This window comes from Streptomyces sp. NPDC107546 (assembly GCF_055639175.1).
The window spans coordinates 1-26,827 of record NZ_JBVKBA010000055.1 but is presented as its reverse complement, the minus strand read 5'-3'; the positions used below and the strand labels follow the sequence as shown (position 1 = coordinate 26,827).

At 71.3% G+C, this 26,827-nt stretch carries 29 protein-coding genes and 1 pseudogene; 17 read left to right on the top strand and 13 right to left on the bottom strand.

All coding sequences use genetic code 11. From position 1 onward, the window contains the following. Window positions 1–88: 88 nt before the first annotated feature. Window positions 89–1,033: a DMT family transporter gene (locus ACZ7L1_RS37310; RefSeq protein ID WP_471443923.1), complete on the bottom strand. Its 945-nt coding sequence runs from the start codon at window positions 1,031–1,033 to the stop codon at window positions 89–91. A gap of 74 nt (window positions 1,034–1,107) precedes the next feature. Between ACZ7L1_RS37310 and ACZ7L1_RS37305 the strand changes: the two genes are divergently transcribed. Continuing rightward, complete coding sequence (locus ACZ7L1_RS37305) at window positions 1,108–2,025, top strand: LysR substrate-binding domain-containing protein (RefSeq protein ID WP_471443921.1); 918 nt, start codon at window positions 1,108–1,110, stop codon at window positions 2,023–2,025. Window positions 2,026–2,030: 5 nt separating this feature from the next. Here the strand turns inward: ACZ7L1_RS37305 and ACZ7L1_RS37300 are convergent, their stop codons facing one another. Beyond that, entirely contained in the window at window positions 2,031–2,498 is a 468-nt protein-coding gene (locus ACZ7L1_RS37300) for a pyridoxamine 5'-phosphate oxidase family protein (RefSeq protein ID WP_471443919.1), read from the bottom strand. A 135-nt stretch (window positions 2,499–2,633) separates the two neighbouring features. On the opposite strand from ACZ7L1_RS37300, the gene ACZ7L1_RS37295 reads away from it, so the two are divergent. Then, the gene (locus ACZ7L1_RS37295) at window positions 2,634–3,284 is read left to right on the top strand and encodes a cysteine hydrolase family protein (RefSeq protein ID WP_471443917.1); all 651 of its coding nucleotides are present in this window, start codon (window positions 2,634–2,636) and stop codon (window positions 3,282–3,284) included. 170 nt (window positions 3,285–3,454) lie between these two features. On the opposite strand, the gene ACZ7L1_RS37290 is transcribed toward ACZ7L1_RS37295, so the two are convergent. After that, on the bottom strand, window positions 3,455–3,955 hold the full coding sequence (locus ACZ7L1_RS37290; protein ID WP_471443915.1) for a Rieske (2Fe-2S) protein: 501 nt from the start codon (window positions 3,953–3,955) through the stop codon (window positions 3,455–3,457). Window positions 3,956–4,303: 348 nt separating this feature from the next. On the opposite strand from ACZ7L1_RS37290, the pseudogene ACZ7L1_RS37285 reads away from it, so the two are divergent. From ACZ7L1_RS37285 to ACZ7L1_RS37250, 8 genes and pseudogenes are all read left to right on the top strand, one after another. Further along, window positions 4,304–5,119: pseudogene (locus ACZ7L1_RS37285) on the top strand (GTP-binding protein); the annotation flags it as partial. 233 nt (window positions 5,120–5,352) lie between these two features. Continuing rightward, entirely contained in the window at window positions 5,353–6,126 is a 774-nt protein-coding gene (locus ACZ7L1_RS37280; protein ID WP_471443913.1) for a HipA family kinase, read from the top strand. Continuing rightward, a complete protein-coding gene (locus tag ACZ7L1_RS37275; protein WP_471443911.1) occupies window positions 6,123–6,506 on the top strand; it encodes a DUF3037 domain-containing protein in 384 nt (127 codons plus the stop codon). The genes ACZ7L1_RS37280 and ACZ7L1_RS37275 overlap by 4 nt, the downstream gene beginning before the upstream one ends. Before the next feature lie 172 nt (window positions 6,507–6,678). Next, window positions 6,679–7,440, top strand: coding sequence for a 3-oxoacyl-ACP reductase FabG (gene fabG / locus ACZ7L1_RS37270; protein ID WP_103840224.1), 762 nt, complete (start codon window positions 6,679–6,681; stop codon window positions 7,438–7,440). A gap of 19 nt (window positions 7,441–7,459) precedes the next feature. Beyond that, the gene (locus ACZ7L1_RS37265) at window positions 7,460–8,218 is read left to right on the top strand and encodes an SDR family oxidoreductase (protein WP_471443909.1); all 759 of its coding nucleotides are present in this window, start codon (window positions 7,460–7,462) and stop codon (window positions 8,216–8,218) included. A gap of 208 nt (window positions 8,219–8,426) precedes the next feature. Next, on the top strand, window positions 8,427–10,004 hold the full coding sequence (locus ACZ7L1_RS37260) for an ABC transporter substrate-binding protein (protein ID WP_471443907.1): 1,578 nt from the start codon (window positions 8,427–8,429) through the stop codon (window positions 10,002–10,004). A gap of 91 nt (window positions 10,005–10,095) precedes the next feature. After that, entirely contained in the window at window positions 10,096–10,779 is a 684-nt protein-coding gene (gene ung, locus ACZ7L1_RS37255; RefSeq protein WP_103840227.1) for a uracil-DNA glycosylase, read from the top strand. A 198-nt stretch (window positions 10,780–10,977) separates the two neighbouring features. Beyond that, window positions 10,978–11,550 (top strand): hypothetical protein, encoded by a 573-nt coding sequence (locus tag ACZ7L1_RS37250; protein ID WP_471443925.1) that lies wholly within the window; start codon window positions 10,978–10,980, stop codon window positions 11,548–11,550. A gap of 249 nt (window positions 11,551–11,799) precedes the next feature. Here the strand turns inward: ACZ7L1_RS37250 and ACZ7L1_RS37245 are convergent, their stop codons facing one another. The 3 genes from ACZ7L1_RS37245 to ACZ7L1_RS37235 all read right to left on the bottom strand — a co-directional run bounded on the left by ACZ7L1_RS37245 (window position 11,800) and on the right by ACZ7L1_RS37235 (window position 13,524). After that, entirely contained in the window at window positions 11,800–12,249 is a 450-nt protein-coding gene (locus ACZ7L1_RS37245; protein WP_471443905.1) for a hypothetical protein, read from the bottom strand. A 111-nt stretch (window positions 12,250–12,360) separates the two neighbouring features. Then, window positions 12,361–12,873 (bottom strand): DinB family protein, encoded by a 513-nt coding sequence (locus ACZ7L1_RS37240; RefSeq protein ID WP_471443904.1) that lies wholly within the window; start codon window positions 12,871–12,873, stop codon window positions 12,361–12,363. Between the two features lie 60 nt (window positions 12,874–12,933). Further along, on the bottom strand, window positions 12,934–13,524 hold the full coding sequence (locus tag ACZ7L1_RS37235) for a TetR/AcrR family transcriptional regulator (protein WP_471443902.1): 591 nt from the start codon (window positions 13,522–13,524) through the stop codon (window positions 12,934–12,936). Window positions 13,525–13,629: 105 nt separating this feature from the next. Between ACZ7L1_RS37235 and ACZ7L1_RS37230 the strand changes: the two genes are divergently transcribed. Together ACZ7L1_RS37230 and ACZ7L1_RS37225 are read left to right on the top strand one after the other, a co-directional pair. Then, entirely contained in the window at window positions 13,630–14,814 is a 1,185-nt protein-coding gene (locus tag ACZ7L1_RS37230; protein WP_471443900.1) for an FAD-dependent monooxygenase, read from the top strand. Window positions 14,815–14,823: 9 nt separating this feature from the next. Continuing rightward, window positions 14,824–15,735 carry a Gfo/Idh/MocA family protein gene (locus tag ACZ7L1_RS37225; RefSeq protein WP_471443898.1) on the top strand — a complete coding sequence of 304 codons (912 nt, stop codon included), beginning with the start codon at window positions 14,824–14,826 and terminating at the stop codon, window positions 15,733–15,735. On the opposite strand, the gene lnt is transcribed toward ACZ7L1_RS37225, so the two are convergent. The 3 genes from lnt to ACZ7L1_RS37210 all read right to left on the bottom strand — a co-directional run bounded on the left by lnt (window position 15,653) and on the right by ACZ7L1_RS37210 (window position 18,585). After that, window positions 15,653–17,251, bottom strand: coding sequence for an apolipoprotein N-acyltransferase (lnt, locus tag ACZ7L1_RS37220; RefSeq protein ID WP_471443896.1), 1,599 nt, complete (start codon window positions 17,249–17,251; stop codon window positions 15,653–15,655). The two genes, ACZ7L1_RS37225 and lnt, sit on opposite strands and share 83 nt — an antisense overlap. 105 nt (window positions 17,252–17,356) lie before the next feature. Beyond that, on the bottom strand, window positions 17,357–17,833 hold the full coding sequence (locus ACZ7L1_RS37215) for a nuclear transport factor 2 family protein (RefSeq protein ID WP_471443894.1): 477 nt from the start codon (window positions 17,831–17,833) through the stop codon (window positions 17,357–17,359). Between the two features lie 95 nt (window positions 17,834–17,928). Continuing rightward, window positions 17,929–18,585 carry a hypothetical protein gene (locus ACZ7L1_RS37210; protein WP_471443892.1) on the bottom strand — a complete coding sequence of 219 codons (657 nt, stop codon included), beginning with the start codon at window positions 18,583–18,585 and terminating at the stop codon, window positions 17,929–17,931. Between the two features lie 280 nt (window positions 18,586–18,865). Between ACZ7L1_RS37210 and ACZ7L1_RS37205 the strand changes: the two genes are divergently transcribed. Further along, the gene (locus ACZ7L1_RS37205; protein ID WP_471443891.1) at window positions 18,866–19,606 is read left to right on the top strand and encodes a glucose 1-dehydrogenase; all 741 of its coding nucleotides are present in this window, start codon (window positions 18,866–18,868) and stop codon (window positions 19,604–19,606) included. 42 nt (window positions 19,607–19,648) lie between these two features. On the opposite strand, the gene ACZ7L1_RS37200 is transcribed toward ACZ7L1_RS37205, so the two are convergent. From ACZ7L1_RS37200 to ACZ7L1_RS37190, 3 genes are all read right to left on the bottom strand, one after another. Further along, a complete protein-coding gene (locus ACZ7L1_RS37200) occupies window positions 19,649–19,828 on the bottom strand; it encodes a hypothetical protein (RefSeq protein ID WP_471443889.1) in 180 nt (59 codons plus the stop codon). Window positions 19,829–19,970: 142 nt separating this feature from the next. Continuing rightward, window positions 19,971–20,666: a hypothetical protein gene (locus tag ACZ7L1_RS37195; protein ID WP_471443887.1), complete on the bottom strand. Its 696-nt coding sequence runs from the start codon at window positions 20,664–20,666 to the stop codon at window positions 19,971–19,973. A gap of 94 nt (window positions 20,667–20,760) precedes the next feature. Continuing rightward, window positions 20,761–21,636, bottom strand: a complete 876-nt coding sequence (locus ACZ7L1_RS37190; RefSeq protein ID WP_471443886.1) for an undecaprenyl-diphosphate phosphatase — start codon at window positions 21,634–21,636, stop codon at window positions 20,761–20,763. A 351-nt stretch (window positions 21,637–21,987) separates the two neighbouring features. Here ACZ7L1_RS37190 and ACZ7L1_RS37185 point away from each other — a divergent pair, with 351 nt between their 5' ends. Genes ACZ7L1_RS37185 through ACZ7L1_RS37175 form a run of 3 tightly spaced genes read left to right on the top strand, consistent with a single transcriptional unit; the run spans window position 21,988 to window position 24,898 of the window. Continuing rightward, complete coding sequence (locus ACZ7L1_RS37185) at window positions 21,988–23,256, top strand: Gfo/Idh/MocA family protein (protein WP_471443884.1); 1,269 nt, start codon at window positions 21,988–21,990, stop codon at window positions 23,254–23,256. Further along, a complete protein-coding gene (locus ACZ7L1_RS37180; RefSeq protein ID WP_471443882.1) occupies window positions 23,253–24,182 on the top strand; it encodes a DUF6807 domain-containing protein in 930 nt (309 codons plus the stop codon). The genes ACZ7L1_RS37185 and ACZ7L1_RS37180 overlap by 4 nt, the downstream gene beginning before the upstream one ends. Then, window positions 24,176–24,898, top strand: a complete 723-nt coding sequence (locus ACZ7L1_RS37175) for a cupin domain-containing protein (protein WP_471443880.1) — start codon at window positions 24,176–24,178, stop codon at window positions 24,896–24,898. The genes ACZ7L1_RS37180 and ACZ7L1_RS37175 overlap by 7 nt, the downstream gene beginning before the upstream one ends. A 6-nt stretch (window positions 24,899–24,904) precedes the next feature. Here ACZ7L1_RS37175 and ACZ7L1_RS37170 read toward each other — a convergent pair whose 3' ends face one another. Further along, window positions 24,905–25,375, bottom strand: coding sequence for a winged helix-turn-helix transcriptional regulator (locus ACZ7L1_RS37170; protein ID WP_471443879.1), 471 nt, complete (start codon window positions 25,373–25,375; stop codon window positions 24,905–24,907). 115 nt (window positions 25,376–25,490) lie between these two features. On the opposite strand from ACZ7L1_RS37170, the gene ACZ7L1_RS37165 reads away from it, so the two are divergent. Then, on the top strand, window positions 25,491–26,660 hold the full coding sequence (locus ACZ7L1_RS37165) for a thiolase family protein (protein WP_471443877.1): 1,170 nt from the start codon (window positions 25,491–25,493) through the stop codon (window positions 26,658–26,660). Window positions 26,661–26,827 lie beyond the last annotated feature (167 nt).

Genomic DNA, 26,827 nt, shown 5'->3' with positions numbered 1-26,827 from the left:
CGTCGCCCGAACACGATTGACTTCATGTGCGTCCACACAGTCCTCATGCCCCTGAACACGGCACGCAGACAGACGTAACGGAGTCCTACTAGTGCCGCTCGGCCTTGGGGCGGGACTGGGTCAGCGCCGCGCCCGCCAGGACGATCAGCGCACCGACCGGCGTCGACCAGGTCAGCGACTCGCCCAGAACCGCCACGCCCGCCGCGATGGCGACGACCGGGACGAAGTACGTGACCATCTGCGCCGTCGTCGGGCCGACCTCGGCGACCACGCCGTACTGGAGCAGCATCGCCACACCCGTGCCGAGCGCGCCCAGTGCGGCGATGGCCAGCAGGGGCAGGAGCGCGACGTGCGCGGGCAGGGTGGTGAAGACCGGCGTGACGACGGCCAGTTGCAGCGTGGCCAGCAGCAACTGGCCGCCCGTCAGCGACAGGTGGGAGTCGGAGGAGCCGGCCAGGGTGCGGCGGACGTAGATCCAGCCCACCGGGTAGCTCAGCGAGGCGAGCAGGGCCAGCGCCGTGCCCGTCAGGTCCAGGCCGTGGAAGCCCTGCCAGGCGCCGAGCACCGTCAGCACGCCGAGGAAGCCGATGCCGAGCCCGGCCACCCGGCGCCGCGTCGGCCGGTCCTCCGAAAGTGCCACCAAGGACAGGACCATGCCCCACAGCGGCGAAGTCGCATTGCAGATCCCGGCGAGCGTCGACGGGATCGTCAGCTCGGCGTAGGCGAAGAGGGAGAACGGCAGCGCGTTGAGGAGGAACCCCGCGACCGCCAGATGTCCCCAGGTGCGGGCGGAGCGCGGCAGGCGCTCGCGCTTGACCGACATGGCGACGGCGAGCACCGCCGTGCCGAAGACCAGGCGGCCGAGCGTGACCTGGAACGGCGCGTAGGCCTCGGTGCCGACCTTGATGAACAGGAAGCTGAAACCCCAGATCAGCGAGAGGACACCGAAGCGGATCCGCCAGTCGAGGGCGGCCCGGCGGCGAGGGGCGGTGGTGGGGACGGTGACGGTTCGCGGAGTGGAGACGGTGCTCATGGCCCCCACGATGGCCCAGACGATCTCGTAGCACAATCGAGATTTTGCACCCGGTATCTCGTAGTATCGCTTACATGTTGAACCTCGAGCGTCTGCGCACCCTCGACGCCCTCGCCCGGCACGGCTCGGTCAGCGGCGCCGCCGAGGGGCTGCACGTGACCACCTCGGCCGTCTCCCAGCAGATGGCCAAGCTGGAGCGCGAGGTGGGGCAGCAGCTCCTGGCCAGGAACGGGCGCGGGGTGCGGCTCACGGACGCGGGCCGGCTGCTCGCCGAGCACGCGGCGCGGATCCTGTCGCAGGTCGAACTCGCCCAGGCCGACCTGGAGGCGCAGCGCGGGCAGGTGGCGGGTGAACTGCGCCTGTCGGCCTTCCCCACGGCCGCCCGCGGACTGTTCCCCACCGCGCTGGCCGCGCTGCGCGCCGACCATCCCGCGCTGCGGCTGCGTTCGAGCGAGCTGGAACCCGAGGACGCGGTGGCCGGTGTGGTGCGCGGCGACCTGGACCTCGCGGTCGTCCTCGACTGGTACAACAAGCCGATGCCGCTGCCGGACGGCCTGGTGAAGGCGGCGATCCTGGACGATCCGGCGGATGTGGCGATGCCGGCCGGCCACCGGCTCGCCGACCGGGCGGAGGTCGGCCTGGAGGAGTTCGCCGAGGACGAGTGGATCACGTGGGGCGACGGCGAGTTCTGCCATGAGTGGCTCATGTTCACCCTGCGCTCCAAGGGCATCGAGCCGTGCGTCGGGCACCGCGCCGGGGAGACGCACACCCAGCTCGGGCTGGTCGCCGCCGGGCTCGGGGTGTGCATCGCACCGCGCCTCGGGCGCGACCCGGTGCCGACGGGGGTGGTGACCGTGCCCGTGCGGCAACAGGTTCGCCGGCACGTCTACGTGGTGTGGCGGGCCGACGCCGACCGCCGCCCCTCGATCCGGGCGGCGGTGGGGGCGTTGCGCGCGGCGGGCGAGACCGTTACGGCCCGGGTGGGCGGATAGGGGGCCTACCCGCCCAGCTTGCGGAAGTCCCAGGAGACGATCTTCGTCGGGGTCAGCCGGATCCAGGCGTGGCGGCCGTCGTGCGGCATCTCCTCCAGGCCGAAGTTCTTGCGGGCGAACAGCATCTCCGGCACGTCGAGTTCCGCGCGCAGTTCCCCGGTGCGCGGAATCTCACCGACGAACTCCGCCGTACCGGACAGCTCGGCGCCCCGCAGCTGGTCGTACTCCTCACCCGTGTCCACCACGACGGCGATCCGTCGATCGCGGCGCAGATCCGCCCACCGCTTGCTGCGCACGACCGAGTACAGCCACAGCGAGGTGCCGTCCCAGACGTACCACAGGGCGCTGACGTGCGGAGCGCCGTCGGCGGACACGGTCGCCACGCGGCAGGTGCGCTGGTCGGCGAGGAACTCGTCCAGCTCACCCGGTGTCATCATGATCTTCCGGCCCCGGCGCTGCGTGGTGACGGTCATGCGGCCCCCTCTTCTTCTCCCACGTCGTGTCAGAGAGATCCTCTGACATCACGTCAGAAAAGAATGGTTCGTCTTCCGTCCGTCCGCAATGGTCGTTAGCCTCGCCGCTTCGGACCGTCGACGACGGGGGGAGCCATGCCGTCACGCGAACACCTCAGGGACCTCCTGGACCTCCCGGCCACGGTGCTGCTCACCGTCGAGTGCCAGCAGGGTGTCCTGTGCCCGGACGGCGCGCTGCCCGAACTGGCCCGCGAGGCGCGCTCCTCGGGGGCGCTCGCCAACGTGGCCCGGCTGGTCGCCGCCGCCCACGAGGGCGGGGTACAGGTGATCCACGCGATCGCCGAACGCCGCCCGGACGGCCGCGCAAGCAGCCGCAACGCCCGTCTCTTCCGCGCGGCCGAATGGCTCCCGGTCCAGCAGCTGACCGGGACCAGGGCGGTGCGGGTCGCGGCGCCCATCGAGGTGCGGGAAGAGGACCTCATGGTCCGCCGGCTGCACGGACTGTCGCCCCTCGCGGGCACCGAGGTCGACGCGCTGCTGCGCAACCTGGGCTGCCGCACCCTGATCGTGACCGGTGTCTCGGCCAACGTGGCGATCCCCAACACGGTGTTCGACGCCGTCAACCGCGGCTACACCGCCGTGGTGGCCGCGGACGCCATCGCGGGGCTGCCCTCCGACTACACCCCCGCGATGATCCGCAACACCCTCGCCCTGGTCGCCACCATCACGACCACCGACGAGCTGCTGACCCGCCTCGCACCACCGCGTCGAGCGGTCGGCGGCTAGTGCTGTGGCCGGAAGGGTTCACCGGCTCGCGACGTCCGGCACGGCACTTCGCCGCGTTGTCGCATCGCCCGAGTACATCCGGTACGCGGGCGACGCTCCGCCTTGCGATGCACCGCACCGGACGCCGCGAGCTTGCCGGCAAACCTTTCCGGCCACAGCACTAGCGGACGTCAGGCCAGCTTGATCTCGTCGCCGGAGACGGTGATCTTCGCGGCGGACAGAGGCTGGGTCGCCGGGCCCTTCTTCACGCTGCCGTCGGTCGCCGAGAACTGGCTGCCGTGACACGGGCAGCTGATCACGCCGTTCGAGATGTCCTTCACCGCGCAGCCCGCGTGGGTGCACTTGGAGGAGAAGGCCTTGAACGTGCCCGCCGACGGCTGGGTCACCACCACGCCCTGGTCGGCGAAGACCTTGCCGCCGCCCTCGGGGATGTCCGAGGTCTTGGCCAGAGCCGTGCCGCCGGAACCGGCCGCGGCGCCGCCGCCCCCGCCCGTGGTGGCGGTGCTCGCGCCGCTGTTGCTGTTGCCCTGTGAACCGGCCGGACTCGACGACGACTTGTCGTCCGAGCCTCCGCACGCGGTCAGCGCGACGGCGAGCCCCGTCACGCCGGCCGCCGCCACGACGGTGCGGCGGGCAGGCGCCGAGACGGGCTGAAGCGATTCGCTGGTCATGCTGACGTTCCCTTCCACGGACGTTCTGTAAATCTGTACGGAGGTACGGTCTGCGGGCACCGACCGTTCAGACCCCGTCGAGATCCTGACCTGTCCGGGATGAGCAAGGCGTAAAACACGCCTGTCGTTCCGCTGTCAGAAGGACATAAGACCCCCTCGTGCCCTCCGGCCGGCGCTCAGGAGCGGACCTACGGCACACGGACCTCTCGAGCGGCGGCGACATCCACACCACCGGTGTGGGGCCGCCGCCGGTAGCCCAGAGGGCTCGCGGCGTGGGCGGATCGGGTGCGGGTCACCAACTGCTCTTGGTCACGCCGGGGAGCTCGCCGGCGTGCGCCATCTCACGTTATCCCGCGTGCGGTCCCGGGCTCGGTCGCGCTGCACCACGACCTGACGTCCGCCCTCGACAGCACGGTGCGCCGCACGGTACGCGACGTCGGCGGCCTGCTGGGCAGCGGTGACGCGCCCCTGGTGAACGACTGCGCGTGCTGCGCGCTGCGCGAGGACCTCGTCCCGGAACTGCTGAGGCTCGCGGAGGAGGGCAGGTGCCGGCTGGCCGTCGTGGAACTGTGGGACTCCGTCGAACCCCAGGGCATGGCCCCGGTCATCGCCGCGGCAGGGGCACCGCTGGCGCTGACGGGGGTCGTCACCGTGGTCGATCCGGCGCTCGTCCTGCCGTACCTGTCCAACGGCGACGGCCTGGCCGATGTGGGCCTCGCCGCCGCGCCGACCGACCAGCGCACCGTTGCCGACACCTTCGCCCGGCAGCTGGAACACCCGACGGTGCTCGCCCTTGTCGAGGGCGGTTCGTGTGGGGAGGGCGGTGAGGCTGCCGACGACACCGACCACGCGCTGCTCTCCCAGCTCACCCCCGGTGCACGCAAGGTACGCGTGGACAGTGGCGCCCTGGGGGCCGCTCTGCTGGCGGGCTTCGACGTGGCGGCGGCCGCCGCCCGCGTGCACCCCGCCAGCGCACTGCTGCCGCAGGAGCGCGACGAGCACGGCGTGAGCACCTTCGTCCGGCGGCGCGAACGGCCGTTCCACCCGCAGCGCCTCTACGTGGCGCTGGAGGACCTGACCTGCGCCGCCGCCCGCAGCCGAGGGCGGTTCTGGATGGCGGACCGCCCCGACACACTGCTGTCCTGGGACGCCGCGGGCGGGGCGCGCTCCTCCCGACTCGCCCGCGATCACCCTTGGTCACTATGCTCACTTCACGCCGGAGGCCGGAAGCGAGGGGCGTACTGCCGTCGACGGACTGCTCGGGAAGCAGGGAGAGCTGCATGGCAGTCCAAACTCCCCGGATTCTCCCCAGGGCCGTTGACTGGCCATTCCCGCTGCCGCGCCCTTGAGAAGTCGGCCGTGGATCGCAAGGTTGAAGAGACGGGTGGCCTGAGAAAATGTTGAGAGAGGTCGCCGTGACCCGCTACATCACGCCCCTGCGTGAGGGCGGTTCGCTGCCGGGGCTCGTCGAGGCCGATGATCTCGGAACCTACGTCCTGAAGTTCACCGGTGCCGGACAGGGCCGCAAGACGCTCGTCGCCGAGGTCGTCTGCGGCGAACTCGCCCGCCGGCTCGGCCTGCGCGTACCCGGGCTGGTGACGCTCGGCCTCGACCCGGTGCTGGGACTCGGCGAACCCGACCCGGAGGTGCAGGAGCTGCTCAAGGCGAGCGGCGGACTCAATCTCGGCATGGGCTTCCTGAGCGGCGCGATCGGCTTCGACCCGCTCGCGTTCGGGGTCGAGCCGAAGGAGGCCGGGAGGATCGTCTGGTTCGACGCGCTGGTGGGCAACGTGGACCGCTCCTGGCGCAACCCCAACCTGCTGATGTGGCAGGGTGACCTGTGGCTCATCGACCACGGCGCGACCATGATCTGGCACCACAACTGGCCCGGCGCCGAGGCCTCCGCCGCGCGCCCCTACGACGCCTCGGACCACGCCCTCGCCCCCTTCGCGCCGGACGTCGCGGGTGCCGCCGCCGACCTCGCGCCCCTCGTCACCGAGGAACTGCTGGCCGAGGTGACCGCCCATGTCCCGGACGAGTGGTTGACCGGCGAACCCGGCTTCGACACCCCGGAGGAACTGCGCCGGGCCTACGCACGGCCGCTGCTCGCCCGCGCCGCCGTCATCCACGAACGCATCCAGGGCCTTCGGACCCGTCAGGGGGACAAGTGAGCGAGCGGGACGTCTTCGAGTACGCGCTGCTTCGGGTCGTACCGCGGATCGAGCGCGGCGAGTGCATCAACGCGGGCGTGCTGGTGTACTGCCGCGCCAAGTCGTTCGTCGCCGCCCTCACGCACCTCGACGAGCGGAAACTGCTGGCCCTGGACCCGGACGCGGACGTGGCGGGCGTACGCGCCGCGCTCAGTGCCGTCGAGGGCGTGTGCGCGGGCGGCGCCGCGGCCGGGCAGGCGGCGCGCGACGACGCCGGGCGGCGTTTCCGCTGGCTGATCGCGCCGCGTTCCACGGTCGTGCAGCCCGGGCCCGTGCACACCGGGCTGACCGCCGACCCGGCGGCCGAGGCGGAGCGGTTGCTGGGCCTCCTGGTGAGGTAATGGATCACACGCACCGGGTGTGCCGTTGACACCGGGTGCCAGGGCTTCTAGCGTCACGTCTACTGAAGGTACTAAGCGGTCGCTCACCGAGGGCGCACCGTCAGCCGCAGAGGCTTTTCAGCAGACGTTCCAAAGGTGTTCCAGGCTTTCCAAGGGCGAGGAGAACCAAGCAATGTCCACCACCGATCAGCGGGTCGCCGTCGTCACCGGCGCCGCACGCGGCATCGGCGCCGCCACCGCCGTACGACTGGCTGCCGAGGGCCGTGCCGTCGCCGTGATCGACCTCGACGAGGCCGCGTGCAAGGACACCGTCGAGAAGATCACCGCCGCCGGTGGCAAGGCCATCGCCGTCGGCTGCGACGTCTCGGACGAGTCCCAGGTCGAGGCGGCCGTCGCGCGGATCGCCGAGGAGCTGGGCGCGCCGACCATCCTCGTCAACAACGCGGGCGTGCTGCGCGACAACCTGCTGTTCAAGATGAGCGTCTCCGACTGGGACACCGTCATGAACGTCCACCTGCGTGGCGCCTTCCTGATGTCCCGGGCCTGCCAGAAGCACATGGTCGACGCCGGTTTCGGCCGGATCGTCAACCTCTCCTCGTCCTCCGCGCTCGGCAACCGCGGCCAGGTGAACTACTCCGCCGCCAAGGCGGGTCTGCAGGGCTTCACCAAGACCCTGGCCAAGGAGCTCGGCAAGTTCGGCATCACCGCCAACGCCGTCGCTCCGGGCTTCATCGCCACCGAGATGACGAAGGCCACCGCCGAGCGCGTCGGCATGGGCTTCGAGGACTTCAAGGCGGCGGCCGCCACCCAGATCCCCGTGGCGCGCGTGGGCGAGCCCGAGGACATCGCCAACGCGATCGCCTTCTTCACGGGCGAGGCCGCCGGGTTCGTCTCCGGCCAGGTGCTGTACGTCGCCGGCGGACCGCTCGACTAGGGCCGGGGGAGACGCACACATGACTGAACTGCCCGCACTCTCCGGCAAGGTCGCCCTCATCACGGGCGCCAGCCGCGGCATCGGCTACGGCATCGCCGAGGCGCTCCTCGCCCGCGGCGACCGCGTCTGCATCACCGGACGCACCGAGGAGGCCCTGAAGGAGGCCGCCGAGAAGCTCGGCGCCGACCGCGTCATCGCCGTCGCCGGCAAGGCGCACGACGAGGACCACCAGGCCATCGCCGTGGAACGCACCATGGAGGCCTTCGGACGGGTCGACTTCCTGGTCAACAACGCCGGGACCAATCCCGTGTTCGGCCCCATCGCCGACCTCGATCTGAACGTGGCCCGCAAGGTGTTCGAGACCAATGTGGTCTCGGCGCTCGGCTTCGCCCAGAAGACCTGGCACGCCTGGCAGAAGGACAACGGCGGTGCCATCGTCAACATCGCGTCCGTGGCCGGCCTGAACGCCTCGCCGTTCATAGGTGCGTACGGCATCAGCAAGGCCGCGATGATCAACCTGACCCTGCAGCTCGCGCACGAGTTCGCACCCAAGGTGCGGGTCAACACCATCGCGCCGGCCGTGGTGAAGACCAAGTTCGCGCAGGCCCTGTACGAGGGCCGCGAGGAGGAGGCCGCCGCGTCCTACCCGCTGGGTCGGCTCGGCGTGCCCTCCGACATCGGCGGCGCCGCCGCGTTCCTGACCTCGGACCAGTCCGACTGGATCACCGGTCAGACGCTCGTCCTCGACGGTGGTCACTATCTGAACGCCGCGGTCTGACGGCAGGGGCCCGCGACACGGGCCCCGCGGCACGGGCGTCCGTTGACACTTCGGGCGCCCGTGCCGATGTACGCGAGACACCCGGACAGATGACAACGTCGTCATGGAACGCGCTGGTCACAGCCCTCGCCCGACCCGGTCCGGTCGGCGGGGTGCTGCGGTATGGTCTGCCGCCGACCCCTGGTACGGCAGATCGAGGAGTGTGCGCGTGTTCAACCGGAACCGTCTGCGTCGGCTGGCGGCGATCACGTCCCTGTCCCTGGTGGCCGGGTGCGGTGCGCTCTCCTCGGAGTCATCCGACGACAAGGGGCCGATCGTCGTGGGCACCACCAGCGCGCCGAGCACCCTCGATCCCGCCGCGTCCTGGGACAGCTCCTGGGAACTGTTCCGCAACGTCTACCAGACCCTGCTGAACTACCCCGACGGCGCGGTTCTGCCGGGGCCCGACGCCGCCGAGAGCTGCGGGTTCACCGACCGGACGAACCTTGTCTACCGCTGCGTCCTGCGCAAGGGGCTGACGTTCTCCAACGGGGACAAGCTCGACGCCCGGACCGTGAAGTACTCGATCGACCGGATCAAGCGGATCAACGTGTCCGGCGGTCCGGCGGGTCTGCTCGGCAGCCTCCAGCGGGTGGAGGTGAGAGGCGACCGCGAGGTCGTCTTCCACCTGAACGAACCGGACGCCACCTTCCCGTTCGTCCTCGCCACCCCGGCCATGTCGATCGTCGACCCGGGCGACTACCCCGCCACGCGGGTGCGCGACGACGGCGGGATCACCGGGTCGGGGCCGTACACGCTGCGGTCCTACGAGGACGGCAAGGAGGCCCGGCTCGTTCGCAACGACCGCTACGAGGGCTACGCCGACCGCAAGAACAACGCCGTCACCATCCGTTACTTCCAGGACTCCGCCGGCATGGTCGACGCCCTGAAGAACCACAAGATCGACATCACCTACCGCGGTCTCGCCTCCTCCGACATCGTGGCCCTCCAGCGCCACGAGTCCTCGGGCGGCATCCAGCTCGTCGAGAACCCCGGCATCGAGATCAGCTACCTGGTGTTCAACCCGAAGGACCCGTGGGCCGGCAAGCTCGCCGTCCGCAAGGCCGTCGCCCAGGTGGTGGACCGGGCCGCGATCGCCCACAACGTCTACAAGGACACCGTCGAACCCCTCTACTCCATGGTCCCGGCGGGCCTGACCGGGCACACCACGCCCTTCTTCGACGACTACGGGGACCCCAGCGCCTCCAAGGCCCGCAAGATCCTTTCCGCGGCGGGCATCACCGAGCGGGTCCCGCTGACCCTGTGGTACACCACCGACCGGTACGGCTCCGAGACGGGCCCGGAGTTCCAGGCGCTCAAGCAGCAGCTCGAGAATTCCGGCCTGTTCCAGGTCACCCTCAGAAGCCGGCCCTGGAAGACGTACGTGGACGGCTACCAGAAGGGGGAGTACCCGGTGTTCGGCCGGGGGTGGTTCCCCGACTTCCCGGACCCCGACAACTACATCGCGCCGTTCGTCGGCGAGCAGAACGCGCTGGGCACGCCCTATCCGTCGCCGGAGATCAGCAAGGTGCTGCTGCCGCAGTCGCGGCGCGTGAGCGACCGTGCCAACGTGGTCAAGGAGTTCCAGCAGGCCCAGCAGATCCTGGTGAACGACGCCCGGCTGCTGCCCCTGTGGCAGGGCAAGCAGTTCCTGGCCGCGAGCGAGGACATCTCCGGCGGGGAGCGGGCGCTGGACCCGTCGACGATCATGATGATGTGGGAGCTGTCCCGGAAGACCAGCTGGTAGCGCGCCCCCGGGGTGGGGGCCGCAAGCCGGTTGTCAGTGGTCGCCTGTAGGTTCCGTACCTGGAAGTGACCGCACATCGGAGGAAGTTGACGTGACCGACATCGCCATGCTGCCGGAGTCCTGGCGGGGCGTTCTGGGCGACGAACTGCAGCAGCCCTACTTCAAGGAGCTCGTGGAGTTCGTCGAGGACGAGCGTGCCAAGGGTCCCGTCTACCCTCCGCGCGAGGAGGTCTTCGCCGCGCTCGACGCCACGCCGTACGAGAAGGTGAAGGTGCTCGTCCTCGGCCAGGACCCCTACCACGGCGAGGGCCAGGGGCACGGCCTGTGCTTCTCCGTCCGGCCCGGGGTGAAGATCCCGCCCTCGCTGCGCAACATCTACAAGGAGATGCACGAGGAGCTGGGCACGCCGATCCCGGACAACGGCTATCTGATGCCATGGGCCGAGCAGGGCGTGCTGCTGCTCAACGCGGTGCTGACCGTGCGCGGCGGCGAGGCGAACTCGCACAAGGGCAGGGGCTGGGAGAAGTTCACCGACGCGGTGATCCGTGCCGTGGCCGGACGGCCGGACCCGGCGGTGTTCGTGCTGTGGGGCAACTACGCACAGAAGAAGCTGCCGCTGATCGACGAGACGCGGCATGCGGTGGTCAAGGGCGCGCACCCCTCGCCGCTGTCGGCGAAGAAGTTCTTCGGCTCCCGTCCGTTCACGCAGATCAACGAGGCGGTGGCCCGGCAGGGACACGAGCCGATCGACTGGACGATCCCGAACCTGGGCTGACCCCCGGGGAGGTGCCAGGCCGGACGGGCCGCGCGTACGCGGAGGGCACGACGGGGGGTCCTCCGCGTACGGCCGGTCGCCTTCGCCGGCCCGACCTGTCGTCACCGGCTTGGCCCAGTGCCGTACGGAGCTGCCTGAGCCTGATTGTCCGTGGCGACGGTTAGCGTCGTGATGACGGTGACGAGCATGGAGGGCGCGGTGGCGAAGCGACAGGAACAGGCGGCACCGGACGCCGTCATGACCCGCATCGGACAGGTCGTCATGCTGCACCACGCCGGTGACCGCGAGGAGGCCCGGGACCGCTTCCTGGGGCTGTGGGCGGAGATCGGCGAGGACGGCGACCCGTTGCACCGCTGCACTCTGGCGCACTACATGGCGGACACCCAGGACGACCCGGCCGACGAACTCGCCTGGGACCTCAGAGCGCTGTCCGCCGCCGAGGAGCTCACCGACGAGCGCCTGGCCGACCACGAGAGCGCTCTCGCGGCACACGCGTTGTACCCCTCGCTCCAGCTGAACCTGGCCGCCGACTACGTCAAGCTGGGCCGCCGCGAGGCGGCCCGCGCCCATCTGCGGCTGGCCCGGTCCGCGGTCGGCGCGCTCGCGCTCGGCGACGACGGCTACGGCGAGGGCATCAGAGCGGCGATCGGCCGCCTGGAGCGACGGCTCGCGGCAGAGGAGGCGGAGGAACCGCCGTCCGGCAGACCCGGACCCGGTCCCAGGGACGGCCTGGGAGACGGGACTCCGGGGCCGCCGAGACAGTGGCCGTAGGCCCTGTCGTCACCTTCCCGTCGTCCGCTCGGAGGGCGGGCCGCGCGGCGGCGATCGGGGTGCTCCCGCGTGAGCACGTCCGAGCGTGGGGGAGTCGGCGACCGACGACAACGGGGCCGGGGTCCGTCCACAACGGGGCCGGGGTCCGACGACAACGGGGCCGGGGGTCCCCACGCCCTTGAGGCGGTGGCGGAGGGCGTGCCAGGCGTCGCGCGGCAGGCGGGAATTCGACGCTGGGGCGCGCGGGCCTCAACGCCCGTATGTATCCCGGCAGATGGTCGCCTCTGGGCTGTCCGGGTTCCAGCCCCCGTACCTGCGGCCGAGCGCGCACACGCCCGTGTCCTTGGGGAACGCGTCGGAGACGGCCGGCGGTACCCCGACGTGGGGAGCCGGGCGGGTCTGCTTCGGCGGCGGGGCCGCCGCGGTGCGCTGCGGCACGACCGGCGCGGGCCGCGCCGCGCGGTCCGGGGTGGCCGGGGGCGGCGACGGGCGGGGGGAGGGGCCGACCATCTCCAGCGCCTCCCGTGCCGGCGCCTGGACGACGCGTGGTTCACCGCTGCCGTCGGGGCGCGGCGATGAGGGACGCGAGGACGCGGGTGGCGGGCCGGGATTCGGCGGTCGCTGGACGGTCACACAGCCGGCGAGGGCCGAGACGGCCACGGAGACCAGGAGCGCTGCGGTCGTCGTCGTTCGGTGCACGCGCGCAACTCTGCTGGGTTCGCGCCGCTTTGGGGAGCGGACGGGCGCAGGATGCCCCGCACGGGTGATCCGAGGCCCCGTACGGAGTGCCCGCGCCCGCCTGGGGTGACGTCAGTCGCCGGTGGCGCCGTCGATCCGCTCGCGGATCAGGTCGGCGTGGCCGTTGTGGCGGGCGTACTCCTCGATCATGTGCGTGTAGATCCAGCGCAGGCTGAAGTGTTCCTCGGTGAACCTGCTGGTGCCCCGGGAGAGGTCGTCCAGGCCGAAGCCGGCCGCGTTGCGCCGGGCGATCTCGACCTCGGCCTGCCAGGTGGTGTACGCCTCCTGCCAGGTGTCGGCCTCGGTGAGGTGGAACTCGCCGTCCCTGTCCTCGTCGCTGAAGTAGATCGGCCCCGGATCGTCACCCACCAGGACCTTGCGGAACCAGCCCCGCTCCACCTCCGCCATGTGCCGCACGAGCCCCATCAGTGAGAGCTCGGACGGCTCCACCGAGGCGGTTCTGAGCTGGGCGTCGGTCAGGCCCTCGCACTTCCACGCGAGCGTGTGGCGGTGGTAGTCGAGCCAGCCTTCCAGCATGGTGCGTTCGTCGGCGTTCAGGGCGGGTTCACGGCGCTCGGCAGTCATGTCCCCATCCTCACCCGGCCCGAGCGCTGCCCACCATCGCATTTCCGCGGGCCGGCCGGGTCAGCCGCCGAGCATCCCGTCGAGCAGTTCCCGCAGCCCGGCGCGAACCTGGTCCAGGGTGGGCACCTCTGCGGTGAAGGTACCGGCCACGCACGAGAACATCAGCCCGTCCAGCCAGGCCACCAGCGACAGCATGTGCCGGGCCGGGTCGGCCGAGCCCAGAGCCGTCAGCAGAGCGGCGAGCTGGTCGCGGAAGCGGGCCCCGGCAGCGTCGAAGTACGGCCGCAACTCGGGCCGCCGGGTGGCCTCCAGGGCCAGTTCGTACCGGGCGAGCGTGAGATCCCGGTTGCGGGTCAGGGAACGGTGGGCCGCCAGGGCCAGGCCGTCCACCAGCGCGCCGAGTTCGTCCTCGGGGTCGGGCATCTCCTCCGGAGCGAGCACCCGGGCCTCCCGCTCCGCGAGGCGGCGCACCGCGAGTTCCAGAAGCGCCAGCCGGGTCCGGGCGACGTTCGAGGTCGAGCCCTGGGGCAGCTCCGCCGCCTCGTCGACGGCGCGGTGGGTCAGCCCCCGCATCCCGCGCTCGGCGAGCAGGGCGAGGGCGGTGTCGGCGACGAGGTCGGCGCGAGGGGCGCCCGTGGTGCGTGCGGACATGAAAGTCAACCTACCCGTCGCACTACTTCTGTAGTACGCTCGACACGCCCGGAAACTACACTTGTAGTGTCCCGGAGGGAGCATCGTGGGACTGGAGGAGCAGCCATGGCACAGCAGTCGCGTGTGATCGTGATCGGCGGCGGTATCGGTGGCCTCACCGCGGCCGCGGCCCTGCACCTGCGCGGGCTCCGGGTCACGGTGCTGGAGCGCGCCCCTTCCCTCGAGCCGGTCGGCGCGGCCATCTCGCTCGCCCCGAACGCCCTGCGCGCCCTGGACGTCATCGGCGTCGGCGACGCGCTCCGCGGCCTGGCCGCCTGGCAGGGCGACGGCGGGCTGCGCACCCCCGGCGGACGCTGGCTCACCCGGACCAGCGCCGCTGCCGCGGCCGAGCGCTTCGGCGGACCGCTCGTCCTGCTGCCCCGGGCCACCCTCATCGACAGCCTGGCCGCCCTGCTGCCACCGGACGCCATCCGCACGGCCGCCGCCGCTCGCCTCGCCGACCCCGGTGACACCGAGCGCCCGGCCCGGGTCACCACGTCCGACGGAGACCTGGAGGCAGAACTGGTCGTGGCCGCCGACGGCGTCCACTCCGATGCACGCCGGACGCTGTTCCCGCACCACCCGGGGCCCGTTTACTCCGGATTCACCACCTGGCGCGTCATGATCACGGTGCCCGGAGCCGCGTTCGCCTCCCACGAGACCTGGGGCCGAGGCCGGATCTGGGGCACCCATCCGCTCAAGGACGGCCGGGTCTACGCCTACGCGGCGGCCGTCGTGCCCGCCGGGCGACGCGCGTCCGACGACGAGAAGGCCGAACTCCTGCGGCGGTTCGGCGACTGGCACGACCCGATCCGCGCCGTGCTCGCCGCCGCCCGCCCCGAGGACGTGCTGCGCCATGACGTCCACCACCTCGCCGAGCCGCTGCCCGCCCATCACCGCGGCAGGGTCGCCCTCCTCGGCGACGCCGCGCACGCCATGCCGCCGACGCTGGGTCAGGGCGGCAACCAGGCCATCGAGGACGCGATCGTGCTCGCCCACCACTGCGACGAGCTCGCCGCGTACACGGCCGCCCGGCTGCCGCGGACGACCGCCCTCACCCGCCAGGCCGTCCGGACCGCCCGCCTGAACATGATGAGCAGCCGCGCCGGGATCGCCGTACGCGACGCCGCGATCGCCGCGCTGTCGAAGGCATCGCCCTCGCTGCTCCTGCGCGGCTTCGAAGGCATCGCCGACTGGCGGCCACCGCAGCCGCCGTATGCTTCGGACCAGGCATCCGTCGGCAATTCCTAGGAGCACCCCGTGAAGGTCGGCTGCATCGGACTCGGCGACATCGCGCAGAAGGCCTATCTGCCGGTGCTCGCCCTGCAGCCCGGGGTCGACCTGCACCTCCAGACACGCACCCCCGCCACCCTCCACCGCGTCGGCGACAGCCTCCACCTCCCGCACGGGCAGAGGCACGCCGATCTGGACGCGCTGCTCGCACAGGACCTCGACGCGGCGTTCGTGCACACGCCCACCACCACCCACCCCGAGATCGTCACCCGGCTCCTTCAGGCGGGGATACCGACGTACGTCGACAAGCCGCTCGCCTACGAACTCGCCGACTCCGAGCGGCTGGTACGGCTCGCGGAGGAGCGGAACGTCGGCCTCGCGGTCGGCTTCAACCGGCGTTACGCACCCGGATACGTGCAGTGCGCCGACCACCCGCGTGACCTCGTCCTGATGCAGAAGAACCGCGTCGGACTGCCCGAGGAACCGCGCACGATGATCCTCGACGACTTCATCCACGTCGTCGACACACTGCGGTTCCTGGTCCCCGGCACGGTCGACGACGTGACCGTGCGGGGCCGCGTCCAGGGCGGACTGCTGCACCACGTGGTGCTCCAGCTGTCCGGTGACGGATTCACCGCGCTCGGCGTGATGAACCGGCTGAGCGGTTCCGCCGAGGAGATCCTGGAGGTCTCCGGGCAGGACTCCAAGCGGCAGGTGCTCAACCTCGCCGAGATCGTCGACCACAAGGGCCAGCCGACCGTGCGCCGGCGCGGCGACTGGGTGCCGGTGGCCCGGCAGCGCGGCATCGAGCAGGCCGCGCTCGCCTTCCTCGACGCCGTCCGCGCCGGCAAGGTGCTCAGCGCCAGGGACGCACTGGCGACACACGAGTTGTGCGAGCGGGTCGTGACCGCGGTGCGGGAGCGCGCCGTCGCGCTCTGAGCGCCCGGAGTCCCTCGACCACACCCAGCCCGGCGATCACCAGCAGGGCGCCGTGCACCGGCCAGTCGCCGAAGCGGACGTACGGGGTGACGTCGTGGGCGGTCGGCACCTCGTAGACCGCCGACGTGCTCCGGTCGGTGGCGAGCCAGGAGCCGATCCGCTCGCCGCTCGGGCCGTAGACGGCGGAAACCCCGGTCAGCGTGGCGTGCACCATCGGGCGACCGGTCTCCGCGGCGCGCAGCGCGGCCAGCGAGGCGTGCTGCTCCGGCGCCCAGCTGTGCTGGAACGTCGACGTCGACGACTGCGCGAGCAGCACGTCGGCGCCGTCCTCGGCGAGATGCCGGCTCATGTCCGGGAACGCGGACTCGAAGCACACCATCGGGCCGACGCGCAGCCCGTTCCCCACGTTCATCACCACCTGCTCGGTGCCGCGCCTGCGGTCCTCACCGGCCGCCTTGCCGACCGAAGTGGCCCACCCGAGAACCGACCGCGCCGGTATGTACTCGCCGAACGGGACGAGCCGCATCTTGTCGTAGCGGTCGCCGGTCGGGCCGTCCGGGCCGATGAGCACGGAACTCTTGTAGATGCCGGGGTGGTCGGAGCGGCGGGCGTCGACGTTGACGAGGACGTCGGCCTTCACCTGCCGGGACAGCGCCGCGACCCGGCGGGCCAGATCGGGCCGCTGCCCGAGGTCGTAGCCGACGCTGCTCTCGCCCCAGACGACCAGGTCCACATCCTGCCCGGCGAGTTCGCGGGTCAGCCGCTCCTGAAGGTCGAAGCGTTTCATGCCGCTCTCGGTGCCGTCCACGATCCCGGGCTGCACGACCGCGATCCGCACCCGTCCGTCGACGTCGGGCCGCGGCGACCAGGTCCAGGCCACCGAGGTCACAGCGGCCGTCGCGACGAGCCCGGCCAGGGCCGGTACGCGCGACGCGCGCACGGATATCAGCAGCGCCAGGGCGACGTTGACGGCCACGACCAGGAAGCTCAGCAGCCACACGCCACCGACCGAGGCGAGCCGCAGTGCGGGCTCCACCTGCCACTGGCTCGACCCGAGCAGCCCCCAGGGGCCGCCGAGCCCCTGCCAGGAGCGGACGAGTTCCACCATGAGCCAGCCCGACGGCAGGACGACCAGGGCGGCGCAGACACGCCCCGGCGAGGGCACCCCGGCCAGGAACCGCCGCACCAACCGGCCCCAGGGCGCCCACAGCGCTCCCAGCAGCGCCGCGATGACGAACGTGAACACGTTCAGGTCCGGCAGCAACCAGTGGTGCACGGCCGTCATGAAGCCGAAGCCGCCGAGCCAGCCGTCGTACGCGGCCCGCTTGCCGGTGGACGCCGTGCGTACGAGCAGGATCCACGGGACCAGGCAGACATACGCGAACCACCACCAGGACGGCGCCGGAAAGGCGAGCATCGGCAGCGCACCGGCGAGCACGGCCGCGGCACCGCGCCACCACCGGGAGGCGAGCCAGTCGTCGAGCCTCCGGATGCGGCGCTTCCCTCCCCAGATCATGTCTCCAGTGTGCGCGCCCTGGAGGAATCTTCGACAGGGTGCCTCCGTGTTGCGGCGGCTGGGGTCTGCCCGGAGGCGTACGCGGTACTGCTCAGCGGTACGGGCTCAGGTGGACGGACGCGGGGCGCGGCGCCACTTCTCCTGGACGACCACCGCACGCAGCCGCCAGCCGTCGTCCGTCCTCAGGAACGTGAAGGCGTACCGTCCGCCGCAGACGAAGTCCGGCTCGGGCGTCCGGCCGTCGCCGTCCCCGCTCGCGAACCGCATCGGATTGACGTAGTCGGCCCAGACCCCGGCCGTGTCGCCGACGTCCCGCTCCAGCACGCCGAACCGGATGCGCCGGTTGACGATCAGGTGCTGGCGCATGGGGAACAGCCGCATGGTCTCCTCGAGCCACCCGGCGACCTGCCGGGCATCCCCCTCGATCCCGCCGGCCGAGCGGTAGTCGGCGCGCCCGTCGCCGGTGAACAACCCCCGGTACGCCTCCCAGTCCCCGTCGTCCACGGCCGCCGCGTACTCGGTGACGAGTCCGTCGACGGCGAGCCGGTCCATCACGGTCGCGAGCTCCACGCGCTGGGTCATCGGCTCAGTTTTGGGGACGGGGGGAGGCGTAGCCAAGGGGTGTGCAGGGGCGGGTTCGGGCGTGGGCCCGGAGGCGGGTATTGCGGGGTGCGTCGTCACCACTCGTCGTCGTGGTGGCCGATCACCCGGAAGCTGCCCACGACACCGTCGTCCGGGAACAGGCCCCCGAAGCCCCCGAAGCCGCCGTAGCCGTCGAAGCCCTCGTGGTCCCCCTGGTCTCCGTAGCCCTCGTGGACGGTGCGGGGCGCCACCCCGAAGGTGTCGCCGTGAGGGCCGACGACAGCGACCGGTGCGCCGTTGTCACAGGTGAACCCGCGGAAGACCTCGACGGTCTTGTCACTGTCGTTGAAGATGCTGAAGCTGCTGGAGCCGAGCCCGCTCGCGGCGACGATGCAGCCGTCCTCGACGGCGGGGTACGTCCGCTCGTTGAACTGGATCCTGCCCTCGTGCCTGCGCTTGTGGCCGTGGTCCTCACCGTGGTCCTCACCGTGGTCCTCATCGTGCTCATGGCCGCCGCCGCGGCCCTCGTCCCGCTTCTCGTCCGTCTTGCCCTGGGGAGCCGGTGCGGCGGGGGCGGGGTGCTGGGCGGGTGGGGCCGCCCGGTGGATGTGCGCGACGGCCGGTTTGGCGGCCGCCTTTGCGGCGGGGGCGGGCTGGTCGGGGCCGGCGGCCGATGCATAGGTGATGCCGGTGGTGGCGAGGGCGGTCGCGCCTGCTAGGGCGGCGGCCACGGCGAAGGTACGCGTGGGCATGTCATTTCCTTCTGTCGCAGAGACGCCGGCCGGGCAGCCGAACTGCGACGAACGTATAGACACCGCACATAACTGTCATATCGGACAAGCGCAAGGTGTGATCCGACGGGGCCGGTCGGGTGTAAACGCGGCACCAGACGCATACCGATGGCCCTCTGCCTGTCTCTCCGTCAAACGCGGGGAGATTACGCAGAACTGACCGCCAGACAGGTGAGGCTCGGGCGCAGGGGTGCGCGCGTAGGATGATCCACTCCGGTAAGGCTCGACAGGGGGAGGACAGATGACGCGTCCGGTGACGGTGGTCACGGGCGGCAGCCGCGGGATCGGTGCCGCCACCTGTGTGCGGCTCGCGGCGGACGGGCACGACGTGGCGCTCGGCTATCTGCGCGACGCCGAGGCCGCGGAGCGGACCGCCGAGGCCGTACGGGCGGCGGGGGCGCGGTGCGTCACCGTGCGTGTGGACACGTCCGACGAGGCCGCTGTCGACCGGCTCTTCGACACGGCCGCCGACGCCCTCGGACCGGTGACGGGTCTGGTGAACAACGCCGGGGTGACAGGACCGCTGGGCCGGCTCGTGGACACGGACACGGACGTTCTGCGTCGGGTGGTGGAGGTCAACGTCCTCGGTACGCTGCTGTGTTCGCGTCGGGCGGCGCGGGGGATGGCGGCACGCGGGAGCGGCGTCATCGTCAATGTGTCGTCGGGGGCGGCGACGCTGGGAAGCCCCGGTGAGTACGTCCACTACGCGGCGTCCAAGGCTGCGGTCGACACCCTGACGATGGGCCTCTCCAAGGAACTGGGACCGGACGGCATCCGCGTCAACGCCGTGGCACCGGGGCTGGTCGACACCGAGATCCACGCGGCGATGGGCGACCCGGACCGGCCCCGGCGCATGGCGGCGACGATCCCGCTGCGCCGAGCCGGTCGCGCCGAGGAGATCGCCGCGGCGATCGCCTGGCTGATGTCCCCGGAGTCCTCGTACACGACGGGCGCCGTGCTGAGGGTGGCCGGCGGGCGGTGACGTGTCGACCGCCCTTCCCTCTCCGCGCGGTGGCGGCTCGCGTCAGGCCGCCTCTATGACCTCGCCGCGTATCGCCGCCGCCCACTCGACGACCAACAGCTCGTACTCCGCGCGCTCCTCAGACGACAGGGAACCGCCCGCACGCATCCACAGCGCGCGGATCCGCTCGTTCAAGTCCTCGGCAGAGCGCATGGAACCAGGGCTCATGGATTCGGGGGACATGCGAACAAGCCTAGGGGCAGGGACTGACAGCGCGCTACCGCACGGCTACGCGTGCGGTATGTGGTTGGTCACGGTCCTTTCCGTGCTGGGGAATTGGGGGATTCTGTCGCCTTGGGCCGGCGTCCGAGGCCGTTCGGCCGGCTCAGTGGGCGAAGGGCGGCTCGAAGCATCCGGTCTCCAGGTAGGGGCCGTTGGTGCTCACCTGGTAGTTGGTCTTCTGCACGAACGCCGTGACGCAGGCGTCTTCATGGACGCGAAGGCCGACCAGCGCCCCCTCGGGCGTGACGTAGTGGCCGTCCCTGTAGCGTGAGTCCATCGCCCGGACGGTCAGAGTCCCGCCCAGGCGCTCCCCCTTCGGCCCCGTCCGCTCCTCCTTGTAGCCGAGCCGGAGAAGTGCCGCGCGCACCGTCGCGGGGTCCCACTTCTTCTCCTCCCACAGCCGCTTGAGCACCGGCTCGATGCGATCGGCCTCCCGCTGCGCGTCCTTGGCGTCGGCGGGAGACATGGCACGTGGCCGGCGAGAGCCGTTGTTCTCGTTGTAGTGCGGAGCGCCGTCGCCTGCCCCCGGCTCCACGTACGCCGGGGCTCCCCCCGTGGCGGAGACGGCACTTGGCGGGATGCTCATGGCGTCCGGTGCGGAACTCCGAGGAGTACTGGCGGCGCCCGGGGCGGAACTACGAGAGGTGCTCGGGGCGGCTCCGGCCGTCGAGCTCGTGGCGGCTCGGGCCGTCGAGCTCGTGGCTCGCTGCTGACCGCAGGCATCGAGGGACGGGGTGGCGAGCAGGAGCAGTGCTGTGACGGCCACCGTGCCGCGTCGGCCGGACATCGAGGAGGACATGGCATGACTCTGCCATGCCGGGCCACCGTAGATCAGCTACGAACGAACAGTGGCGTGAACTGCCCCTGCACGCCAGGCTGTTCGCGTGCCCTTCTCAGCCCGCGGACTCCGCGGCATGCGGGCTCAGGACCCCCGCGGCCACCAGCGCGATGATCGCGACGCCCAGCGCGATGCGGTACCAGACGAACGGCATGAAGGACTTCGACGAGATGAACTTCATGAACCACGCGATGACCGCGTACCCCGACCCGAAGGCGATCACCGTCGCCAACAGCGTCGGCCCCCAGCTGACGTGCCCCGCCTCCGCCGCGTCCTTGAGCTCGAACGCCCCCGAGGCCAGCACGGCCGGAACGGCGAGCAGGAAGGAGTAGCGGGCGGCGGCCTCGCGCCGGTAGCCGAGGAAGAGGCCGCCGCTGATCGTGGCGCCGGAGCGGGAGACCCCGGGGATCAGTGCCATCGCCTGGCAGACGCCGTACGTCAGGCCGTCCCTGATGTTGAGGTCCTGAAGCGTCTTGCGCTGCTTCGGCGCCCGGTGCCGGCCGCCGGTCTCGTCGCGCGCCGCCAGGCGGTCCGCGATGCCGAGGATCACGCCCATGACGATCAGCATCGTCGCCGTCACGCGAAGATCGCGGAAGGGCCCCTCGATCTGGTCCTTGAGGGTCACGCCGAGCACACCGATGGGTATGGAACCCACGATCACCAGCCAGCCCATCCGCGCGTCCGGGCGCTGCCGCATCTCCTTGTCGAACAGGGACCTGAACCAGGCGGAGAGGATGTTCGCGATGTCCTTGCGGAAGTAGATCAGCACCGCGGCCTCCGTGCCGATCTGCGTGATGGCCGTGAAGGCGGCCCCCGGGTCCTCCCAGCCCACGAAGGCGGCGGTCAGCCGCAGATGCGCGCTGGAGGAGACGGGAAGGAACTCGGTCAGCCCCTGGACGAGTCCGAGGATGAGGGATTCAAGCCAAGACATGACGTGATGTGGTCCAAGAGCTGATCGTGGGGGTGACGACGGGCACACCGAGCCGGGGCGTGCCCCAGGCCCTGGGTGCAGCCGGTGATCAGTGTGGTGGGTGGCAGCGTAGCGTCCCGGCATGACGGTCCCTTCACCGGGGCTTTGCCTGCGCTTGGGGTTGCCCGGCGGGTCGCCTGCGCCCGGACCTCGTCCCCTGGCCGAATGTCACACGTCCGTGGTGTTGACGGCCACTTGGGCGCCGCTTACGTTCAACCGGAGGGAAAGCGCTTGCTGCTCCCCGGGTCCTCGGGAGTCAACACGCGTTGGCCAACGTCAGACGTCACGTCCGATGGAGCGCTGATCACGTTCATGCCCACAGACCACAACGCGTCCGCCACCGATGACGCCACAAGTCCTCGGAGCACACCCGATCCGGAGCCTGACCGAGCAGTGATCCCGAAGCCGCGCGCGGACCGCCCGGTGGCGCCGTACGCAGGCCGCCGCATCAAGGCCGCGATCGTGGGCGCGGGCGGCATCGCGCGTGCCCATGTCTCCGCGCTGGCCCGCCTCGCCGAGGAGGGCGAGACCGAGATCGTCGCAGCCGTCGACATCGACGCCGACGCGGTCGAGCGCTTCTGTGCCGAAGGCGGTATCCCACACGCGTACACCGACCTCCACCGCATGCTCGACGAGCAGCGTCCCGACCTGGTCAGCATCTGCACGCCGCCCACCCTGCACCGGGAGCAGACCGTCGCCGCGCTGCGGGCAGGCGCCTGGGTGTGGTGCGAGAAGCCGCCGGTGCCCACGCTGGCCGACTTCGACGCCGTCGAGGCGGAGGAAGGCACGGACGGCGGCCCCTACGCGGCGATCGTCTTCCAGCACCGCTTCGGCTCCGGCTCCCGGCACGTCCGGCGCCTGCTCGCCGAGCAGGTCCTGGGCCGTCCGCTGGTCGCGCACTGCCAGACCACCTGGTACCGCAACGCCGCCTACTACGCCGTGCCGTGGCGTGGCCGCTGGCACACCGAGGGCGGCGGACCCGCCATGGGCCACGGCATTCACCAGATGGACCTTCTGCTCGACCTGCTCGGACCGTGGAGCGAGGTGCGGGCCATGGCCGGGCGGCTGGTGCACGACGTGGAGACGGAGGACGTCTCGACGGCGCTCGTACGGTTCGAGAACGGTGCCCTCGCCACCATCGTGAACAGCGTGCTCAGCCCGGACGAGGTCAGCCGCATCCGCATCGACTGCGAGCGCGCCACCGTGGAACTCAAGCACCTGTACGGACACAGCAACGACAACTGGCGCATCACTCCGGCCCCCGACGTGCCCGAGGAGGAGGCCGCGGCCTGGCGCGACTTCGGTGAGGACGTGCCGAGTTCGCACCTGGGGCAGCTGCGCGAGCTGGTCGCGAGCATGCGCGCGGGCGAGCGGCCGCGCAGCAGCGGCCCCGACGGGCGGACCAGCCTGGAGCTGATCACCGCGCTGTACAAGTCCGCGTTCACCGACACGACCGTCCACGCCGGGGAGATCGGCCCCGGCGACCCGTACTACACGGCCCTGCACGGAGGTGCGCCCGGCTGGGCGCCGGTGGTGGCTCAGGCGTCCTCGGCGGCGCCGAGCGAGGAGGTGTCCGCATGACCGCGACCCTGCGCATCGTGCACGCGCACGGCGACCGCATCACCCTCACCGAACCGACCACCGGCGTCGAACTCTTTTCCTACGTGTACGGCCCCGAGGCGGCCTGGGAGGCGCCCAAGCCGTATCTGCACCCGGTCCGTACGCTCGCCGGCGACGTCGTCACCGACTACCGGCCCAACGACCACCGCTGGCACAAGGGCCTGCAGCTGACCGCCTCCCATCTGTCGGGACAGAACCTGTGGGGCGGCAACACCTACGTGCACGGCGAGGGCTATCTGGAGCTGCCGGAACGCGTCGGCTCCATGGCGCACGTCGCCTTCGACGAGGTCGGCGCGGACGGAAACCGAGCGGTCATCGCCGAGCGGCTCACCTGGCACCCGTACACCGGCGAGCTGTGGGCCGAGGAGGAGCGCCGCATCGAGGTGCACGACGTCGACATCGCCTCCCGGAGCTGGGCGCTGACCTGGACGTCCGCGATCACCAACCGCCGCGACGAGCCGCTGCTGTTCGGCAGCCCGACGACGGCCGGCCGGGAGATGGCCGGCTACACGGGACTCTTCTGGCGTGGTCCGCGCGCCTTCCGTGACGGACGGGTCATCGCGCCCGACGCGGAAGGCCCCGGTCTGATGGGCAGGCAGGCGTCCTGGCTGGCGTACTCGGGCGAGCACGACGGCACCGACGGGCACGCCACCCTCGTCTTCGCGCATGCCCCCGAGAACGACCACCTGGGTGAGCGGGGCGCCCATCCCGCCCACTGGTTCGTCCGCAACGAGCCCTTCGCCGCGGTCGCTCCCTCCTGGGCGTTCTACGACGAGCTGGAGCTGGCCCCGGGCGACACCCTGCGCCGCCGCTACCGGGTCGTGGTCGCGGACGGCGCGTGGGAGCGTGAAGAGGTGACCAAGTACCTCGAGGAGCATCCGTGGTGAGCACAGCGGGGTTCACGGGGCTGCCGGGCGCCGTCGCCGTCTCGCACCTGTCCGTCTATGACTGGCCGGCGACCGACGGCGTGTGCGGCGGCACCCCGCACATGCATCTGACCTGTTCGGAGGCGTATGTCGTCACCGGCGGGCGCGGCGCGGTGCAGACGCTGACGACGTCCGGGTACGAGGTCACACCGCTCGAGCCCGGCACGGTCGCCTGGTTCACGCCGGGCACGATCCACCGGCTGGTCAATGAGGACGACCTGCGGATCACCGTCCTCATGCAGAACAACGGGCTGCCCGAGGCGGGCGACGCCGTCCTGACCCTCCCCCCGCAGTACCTGACCGACCCGGAGACGTACGCCGTCGCGACCGCGATCCCGGCCGACGCCCCCGAGGAGGAGCAGGAGAGCATCGCCCGAGCGCGCCGCGACCTGGCCCTGGAGGGCTACCGGGCGCTGCGCGACGCGGACGGCCCCGAGCCGCTCGCCGCCTTCCACCGGGCCGCCGCCGCGCTGGTACGGCCGCGACTGGCCGAGTGGCGTGAGCGGTGGGAGCGCGGCGCCCGGGCCGCGGCGGCGGCGACCGGCCACCAGCTCGACCGCCTGGAGAGCGGCGACGCCTCCCACCTCGCCGACGCGGTCGTACGGTCCGAGCAGCCGTCCGCGTACGGGAAGTTCGGGATGTGCGGACGGCTCGACGTCTACAAGGGGACCGTGTAGGCGGGCCTACGCGGCGGCCGGGCCGGACACTGTCCAGCCTGGCGCCTGCGGGTGCGCCGTCAGGTCCTCGTGGCGGATCTCCTCGCCGCAGGCGGAGCAGGTGACGACCGGGACGAGTTCGTTGCCGCAGATGTGTTCGACCATCATGGGGCGATCGCCGTCTTTCCTGAGATGACGGTCGCCCCATTCCTTGAGGGTCATCAGGACCGGCTCCAGTTCCAGACCCGCCGAGGTGGCCCGGTACTCGTAGCGCTGAGGGCGCTCGCTGTAGAGCCTCTTCGTCAGTATCCCCGCCTCCACCAGGCGCTTGAGCCGTGCGGCCAGGATGTCGCGCGGCGCGCCGATGTTGCGCACGAGCTGATCGAACCGCCCGTTGCCGAGGCACACCTCGCGCAGGACGAGCAGGGAGTACTTCTCGCCGACCAGGGCCAGGGCGTCGGCGATGGAGCAGGGGCGCGGGTCTTTGGTGGCGGCCATGAGCCCAGTCTAGGTGAGGGTTTGTTTTTCCAACCCATCGCGTTATGGTGGGTCCAGATTTCCTACTCATCGGTAATCGCCGCACCGGCAGCCGCCGGGCAAGGAGGCCCGCACCATGCGTGACGCCGTCATCGTCGAAGCCGTACGCACCCCGGTGGGCAAGGGAAAGCCCAACGGCGCCCTCGCCCACGTCCACCCCGTGGAACTCCTCGCGCACACCCTGCGCACCCTCGTCGAGCGCTCCGGCATCGACCCGGTGCTGATCGACGACGTCATCGGCGGCACCGTCGACCAGGTCGGCGAGCAGGCCATGAACACCACCCGGTACGCCGTCCTGTCCGCGGGCTTCCCGGAGACGGTGCCCGCGACCACCGTCGACCGCCAGTGCGGCTCCTCCCAGCAGGCCGTGCACTTCGCCGCGCAGGGCGTGATGTCGGGCGCGTACGACATCGTCGTGGCCTGCGGTGTGGAGTCCATGAGCCGCGTACCGATGTGGTCCAACGTGCCTGCCGGCAAGGACCCCTTCGGGCCCGGTGTCGCCGAGCGCTACCCGGAGGGCCTGGTTCCACAGGGCGTCGGCGCCGAGCTGATCGCCGCCAAGTGGTCGATCGACCGTGAGCAGATGGACGCCTTCGCCGTCTCCTCGCACCGGAAGGCGGCAGCGGCCTGGGACGCCGGCCTGTTCGACGCGGAGACGGCTCCCCTGGAGGGCCTCGCGCGCGACGAGTGCATACGCCCCGGCAGCACGTCCGAGATCCTCGCCGGCCTCAAGCCCGCCTACTACGACCCCACGTTCGCGGAGCGGTTCCCGCAGATCGAGTGGAACGTCACCGCCGGCAACGCGAGCCCCATCAACGACGGCGCCTCCGCCGTGCTGATCACCTCCAGCGAGACAGCGGCCCGCCTCGGCCTGCGCCCGCTCGCCCGGCTGCACAGCTTCGCGGTCACCGGCTCGGACCCGCTGCTGATGCTCACCGGGGTCATCCCGGCCACCGAGAAGGTGCTGCGCAGGGCGGGGCTGACGCTCGACGACATCGACCTGTTCGAGGTGAACGAGGCCTTCTCCTCCGTCGTCCTGGCCTGGCAGCAGGAGACGGGCGCCGACCTCGCCAAGGTCAATGTGCACGGCGGGGCCATAGCGATCGGCCACCCGCTGGGCGCGAGCGGCACCCGCCTGACGACGACGCTCGTGCACGCACTCCGCACGCGCGGAGCGCGTTTCGGCCTGCAGACGATGTGCGAGGCGGGGGGTCTCGCCAACGCGATGATCCTCGAGGCGGTCTAGCGGCGGTGCAGCAGCGGTCCAGAGGTGGTCTATGGGCGGCCCAGTGGCGATCCGCTGCGGTCCCGAGACGGTCACAGCACTAGTAGGACTCCGTTACGTCTGTCTGCGTGCCGTGTTCAGGGGCATGAGGACTGTGTGGACGCACATGAAGTCAATCGTGTTCGGGC

Bases quoted from the DNA above. Each gene is read 5' to 3' on its own strand.
- ACZ7L1_RS37300 (WP_471443919.1), bottom strand. From the start codon at position 2,498: ATGACCGTCACCACGCAGCGCCGGGGCCGGAAGATCATGATGACACCG.
- ACZ7L1_RS37180 (WP_471443882.1), top strand. From the start codon at position 23,253: ATGACCGCGACCCTGCGCATCGTGCACGCGCACGGCGACCGCATCACC.
- ACZ7L1_RS37265 (WP_471443909.1), top strand. From the start codon at position 7,460: ATGACTGAACTGCCCGCACTCTCCGGCAAGGTCGCCCTCATCACGGGC.
- ACZ7L1_RS37195 (WP_471443887.1), bottom strand. From the start codon at position 20,666: ATGTCCTCCTCGATGTCCGGCCGACGCGGCACGGTGGCCGTCACAGCA.
- fabG (WP_103840224.1), top strand. From the start codon at position 6,679: ATGTCCACCACCGATCAGCGGGTCGCCGTCGTCACCGGCGCCGCACGC.
- ACZ7L1_RS37210 (WP_471443892.1), bottom strand. From the start codon at position 18,585: ATGCCCACGCGTACCTTCGCCGTGGCCGCCGCCCTAGCAGGCGCGACC.
- ACZ7L1_RS37240 (WP_471443904.1), bottom strand. From the start codon at position 12,873: ATGACTGCCGAGCGCCGTGAACCCGCCCTGAACGCCGACGAACGCACC.
- ACZ7L1_RS37290 (WP_471443915.1), bottom strand. From the start codon at position 3,955: ATGACCAGCGAATCGCTTCAGCCCGTCTCGGCGCCTGCCCGCCGCACC.
- ACZ7L1_RS37215 (WP_471443894.1), bottom strand. From the start codon at position 17,833: ATGACCCAGCGCGTGGAGCTCGCGACCGTGATGGACCGGCTCGCCGTC.
- ACZ7L1_RS37305 (WP_471443921.1), top strand. From the start codon at position 1,108: ATGTTGAACCTCGAGCGTCTGCGCACCCTCGACGCCCTCGCCCGGCAC.
- lnt (WP_471443896.1), bottom strand. From the start codon at position 17,251: ATGATCTGGGGAGGGAAGCGCCGCATCCGGAGGCTCGACGACTGGCTC.
- ACZ7L1_RS37295 (WP_471443917.1), top strand. From the start codon at position 2,634: ATGCCGTCACGCGAACACCTCAGGGACCTCCTGGACCTCCCGGCCACG.
- ACZ7L1_RS37200 (WP_471443889.1), bottom strand. From the start codon at position 19,828: ATGTCCCCCGAATCCATGAGCCCTGGTTCCATGCGCTCTGCCGAGGAC.
- ACZ7L1_RS37280 (WP_471443913.1), top strand. From the start codon at position 5,353: ATGTTGAGAGAGGTCGCCGTGACCCGCTACATCACGCCCCTGCGTGAG.
- ACZ7L1_RS37310 (WP_471443923.1), bottom strand. From the start codon at position 1,033: ATGAGCACCGTCTCCACTCCGCGAACCGTCACCGTCCCCACCACCGCC.
- ACZ7L1_RS37230 (WP_471443900.1), top strand. From the start codon at position 13,630: ATGGCACAGCAGTCGCGTGTGATCGTGATCGGCGGCGGTATCGGTGGC.
- ACZ7L1_RS37170 (WP_471443879.1), bottom strand. From the start codon at position 25,375: ATGGCCGCCACCAAAGACCCGCGCCCCTGCTCCATCGCCGACGCCCTG.
- ACZ7L1_RS37190 (WP_471443886.1), bottom strand. From the start codon at position 21,636: ATGTCTTGGCTTGAATCCCTCATCCTCGGACTCGTCCAGGGGCTGACC.
- ACZ7L1_RS37205 (WP_471443891.1), top strand. From the start codon at position 18,866: ATGACGCGTCCGGTGACGGTGGTCACGGGCGGCAGCCGCGGGATCGGT.
- ACZ7L1_RS37185 (WP_471443884.1), top strand. From the start codon at position 21,988: ATGCCCACAGACCACAACGCGTCCGCCACCGATGACGCCACAAGTCCT.
- ACZ7L1_RS37165 (WP_471443877.1), top strand. From the start codon at position 25,491: ATGCGTGACGCCGTCATCGTCGAAGCCGTACGCACCCCGGTGGGCAAG.
- ACZ7L1_RS37235 (WP_471443902.1), bottom strand. From the start codon at position 13,524: ATGTCCGCACGCACCACGGGCGCCCCTCGCGCCGACCTCGTCGCCGAC.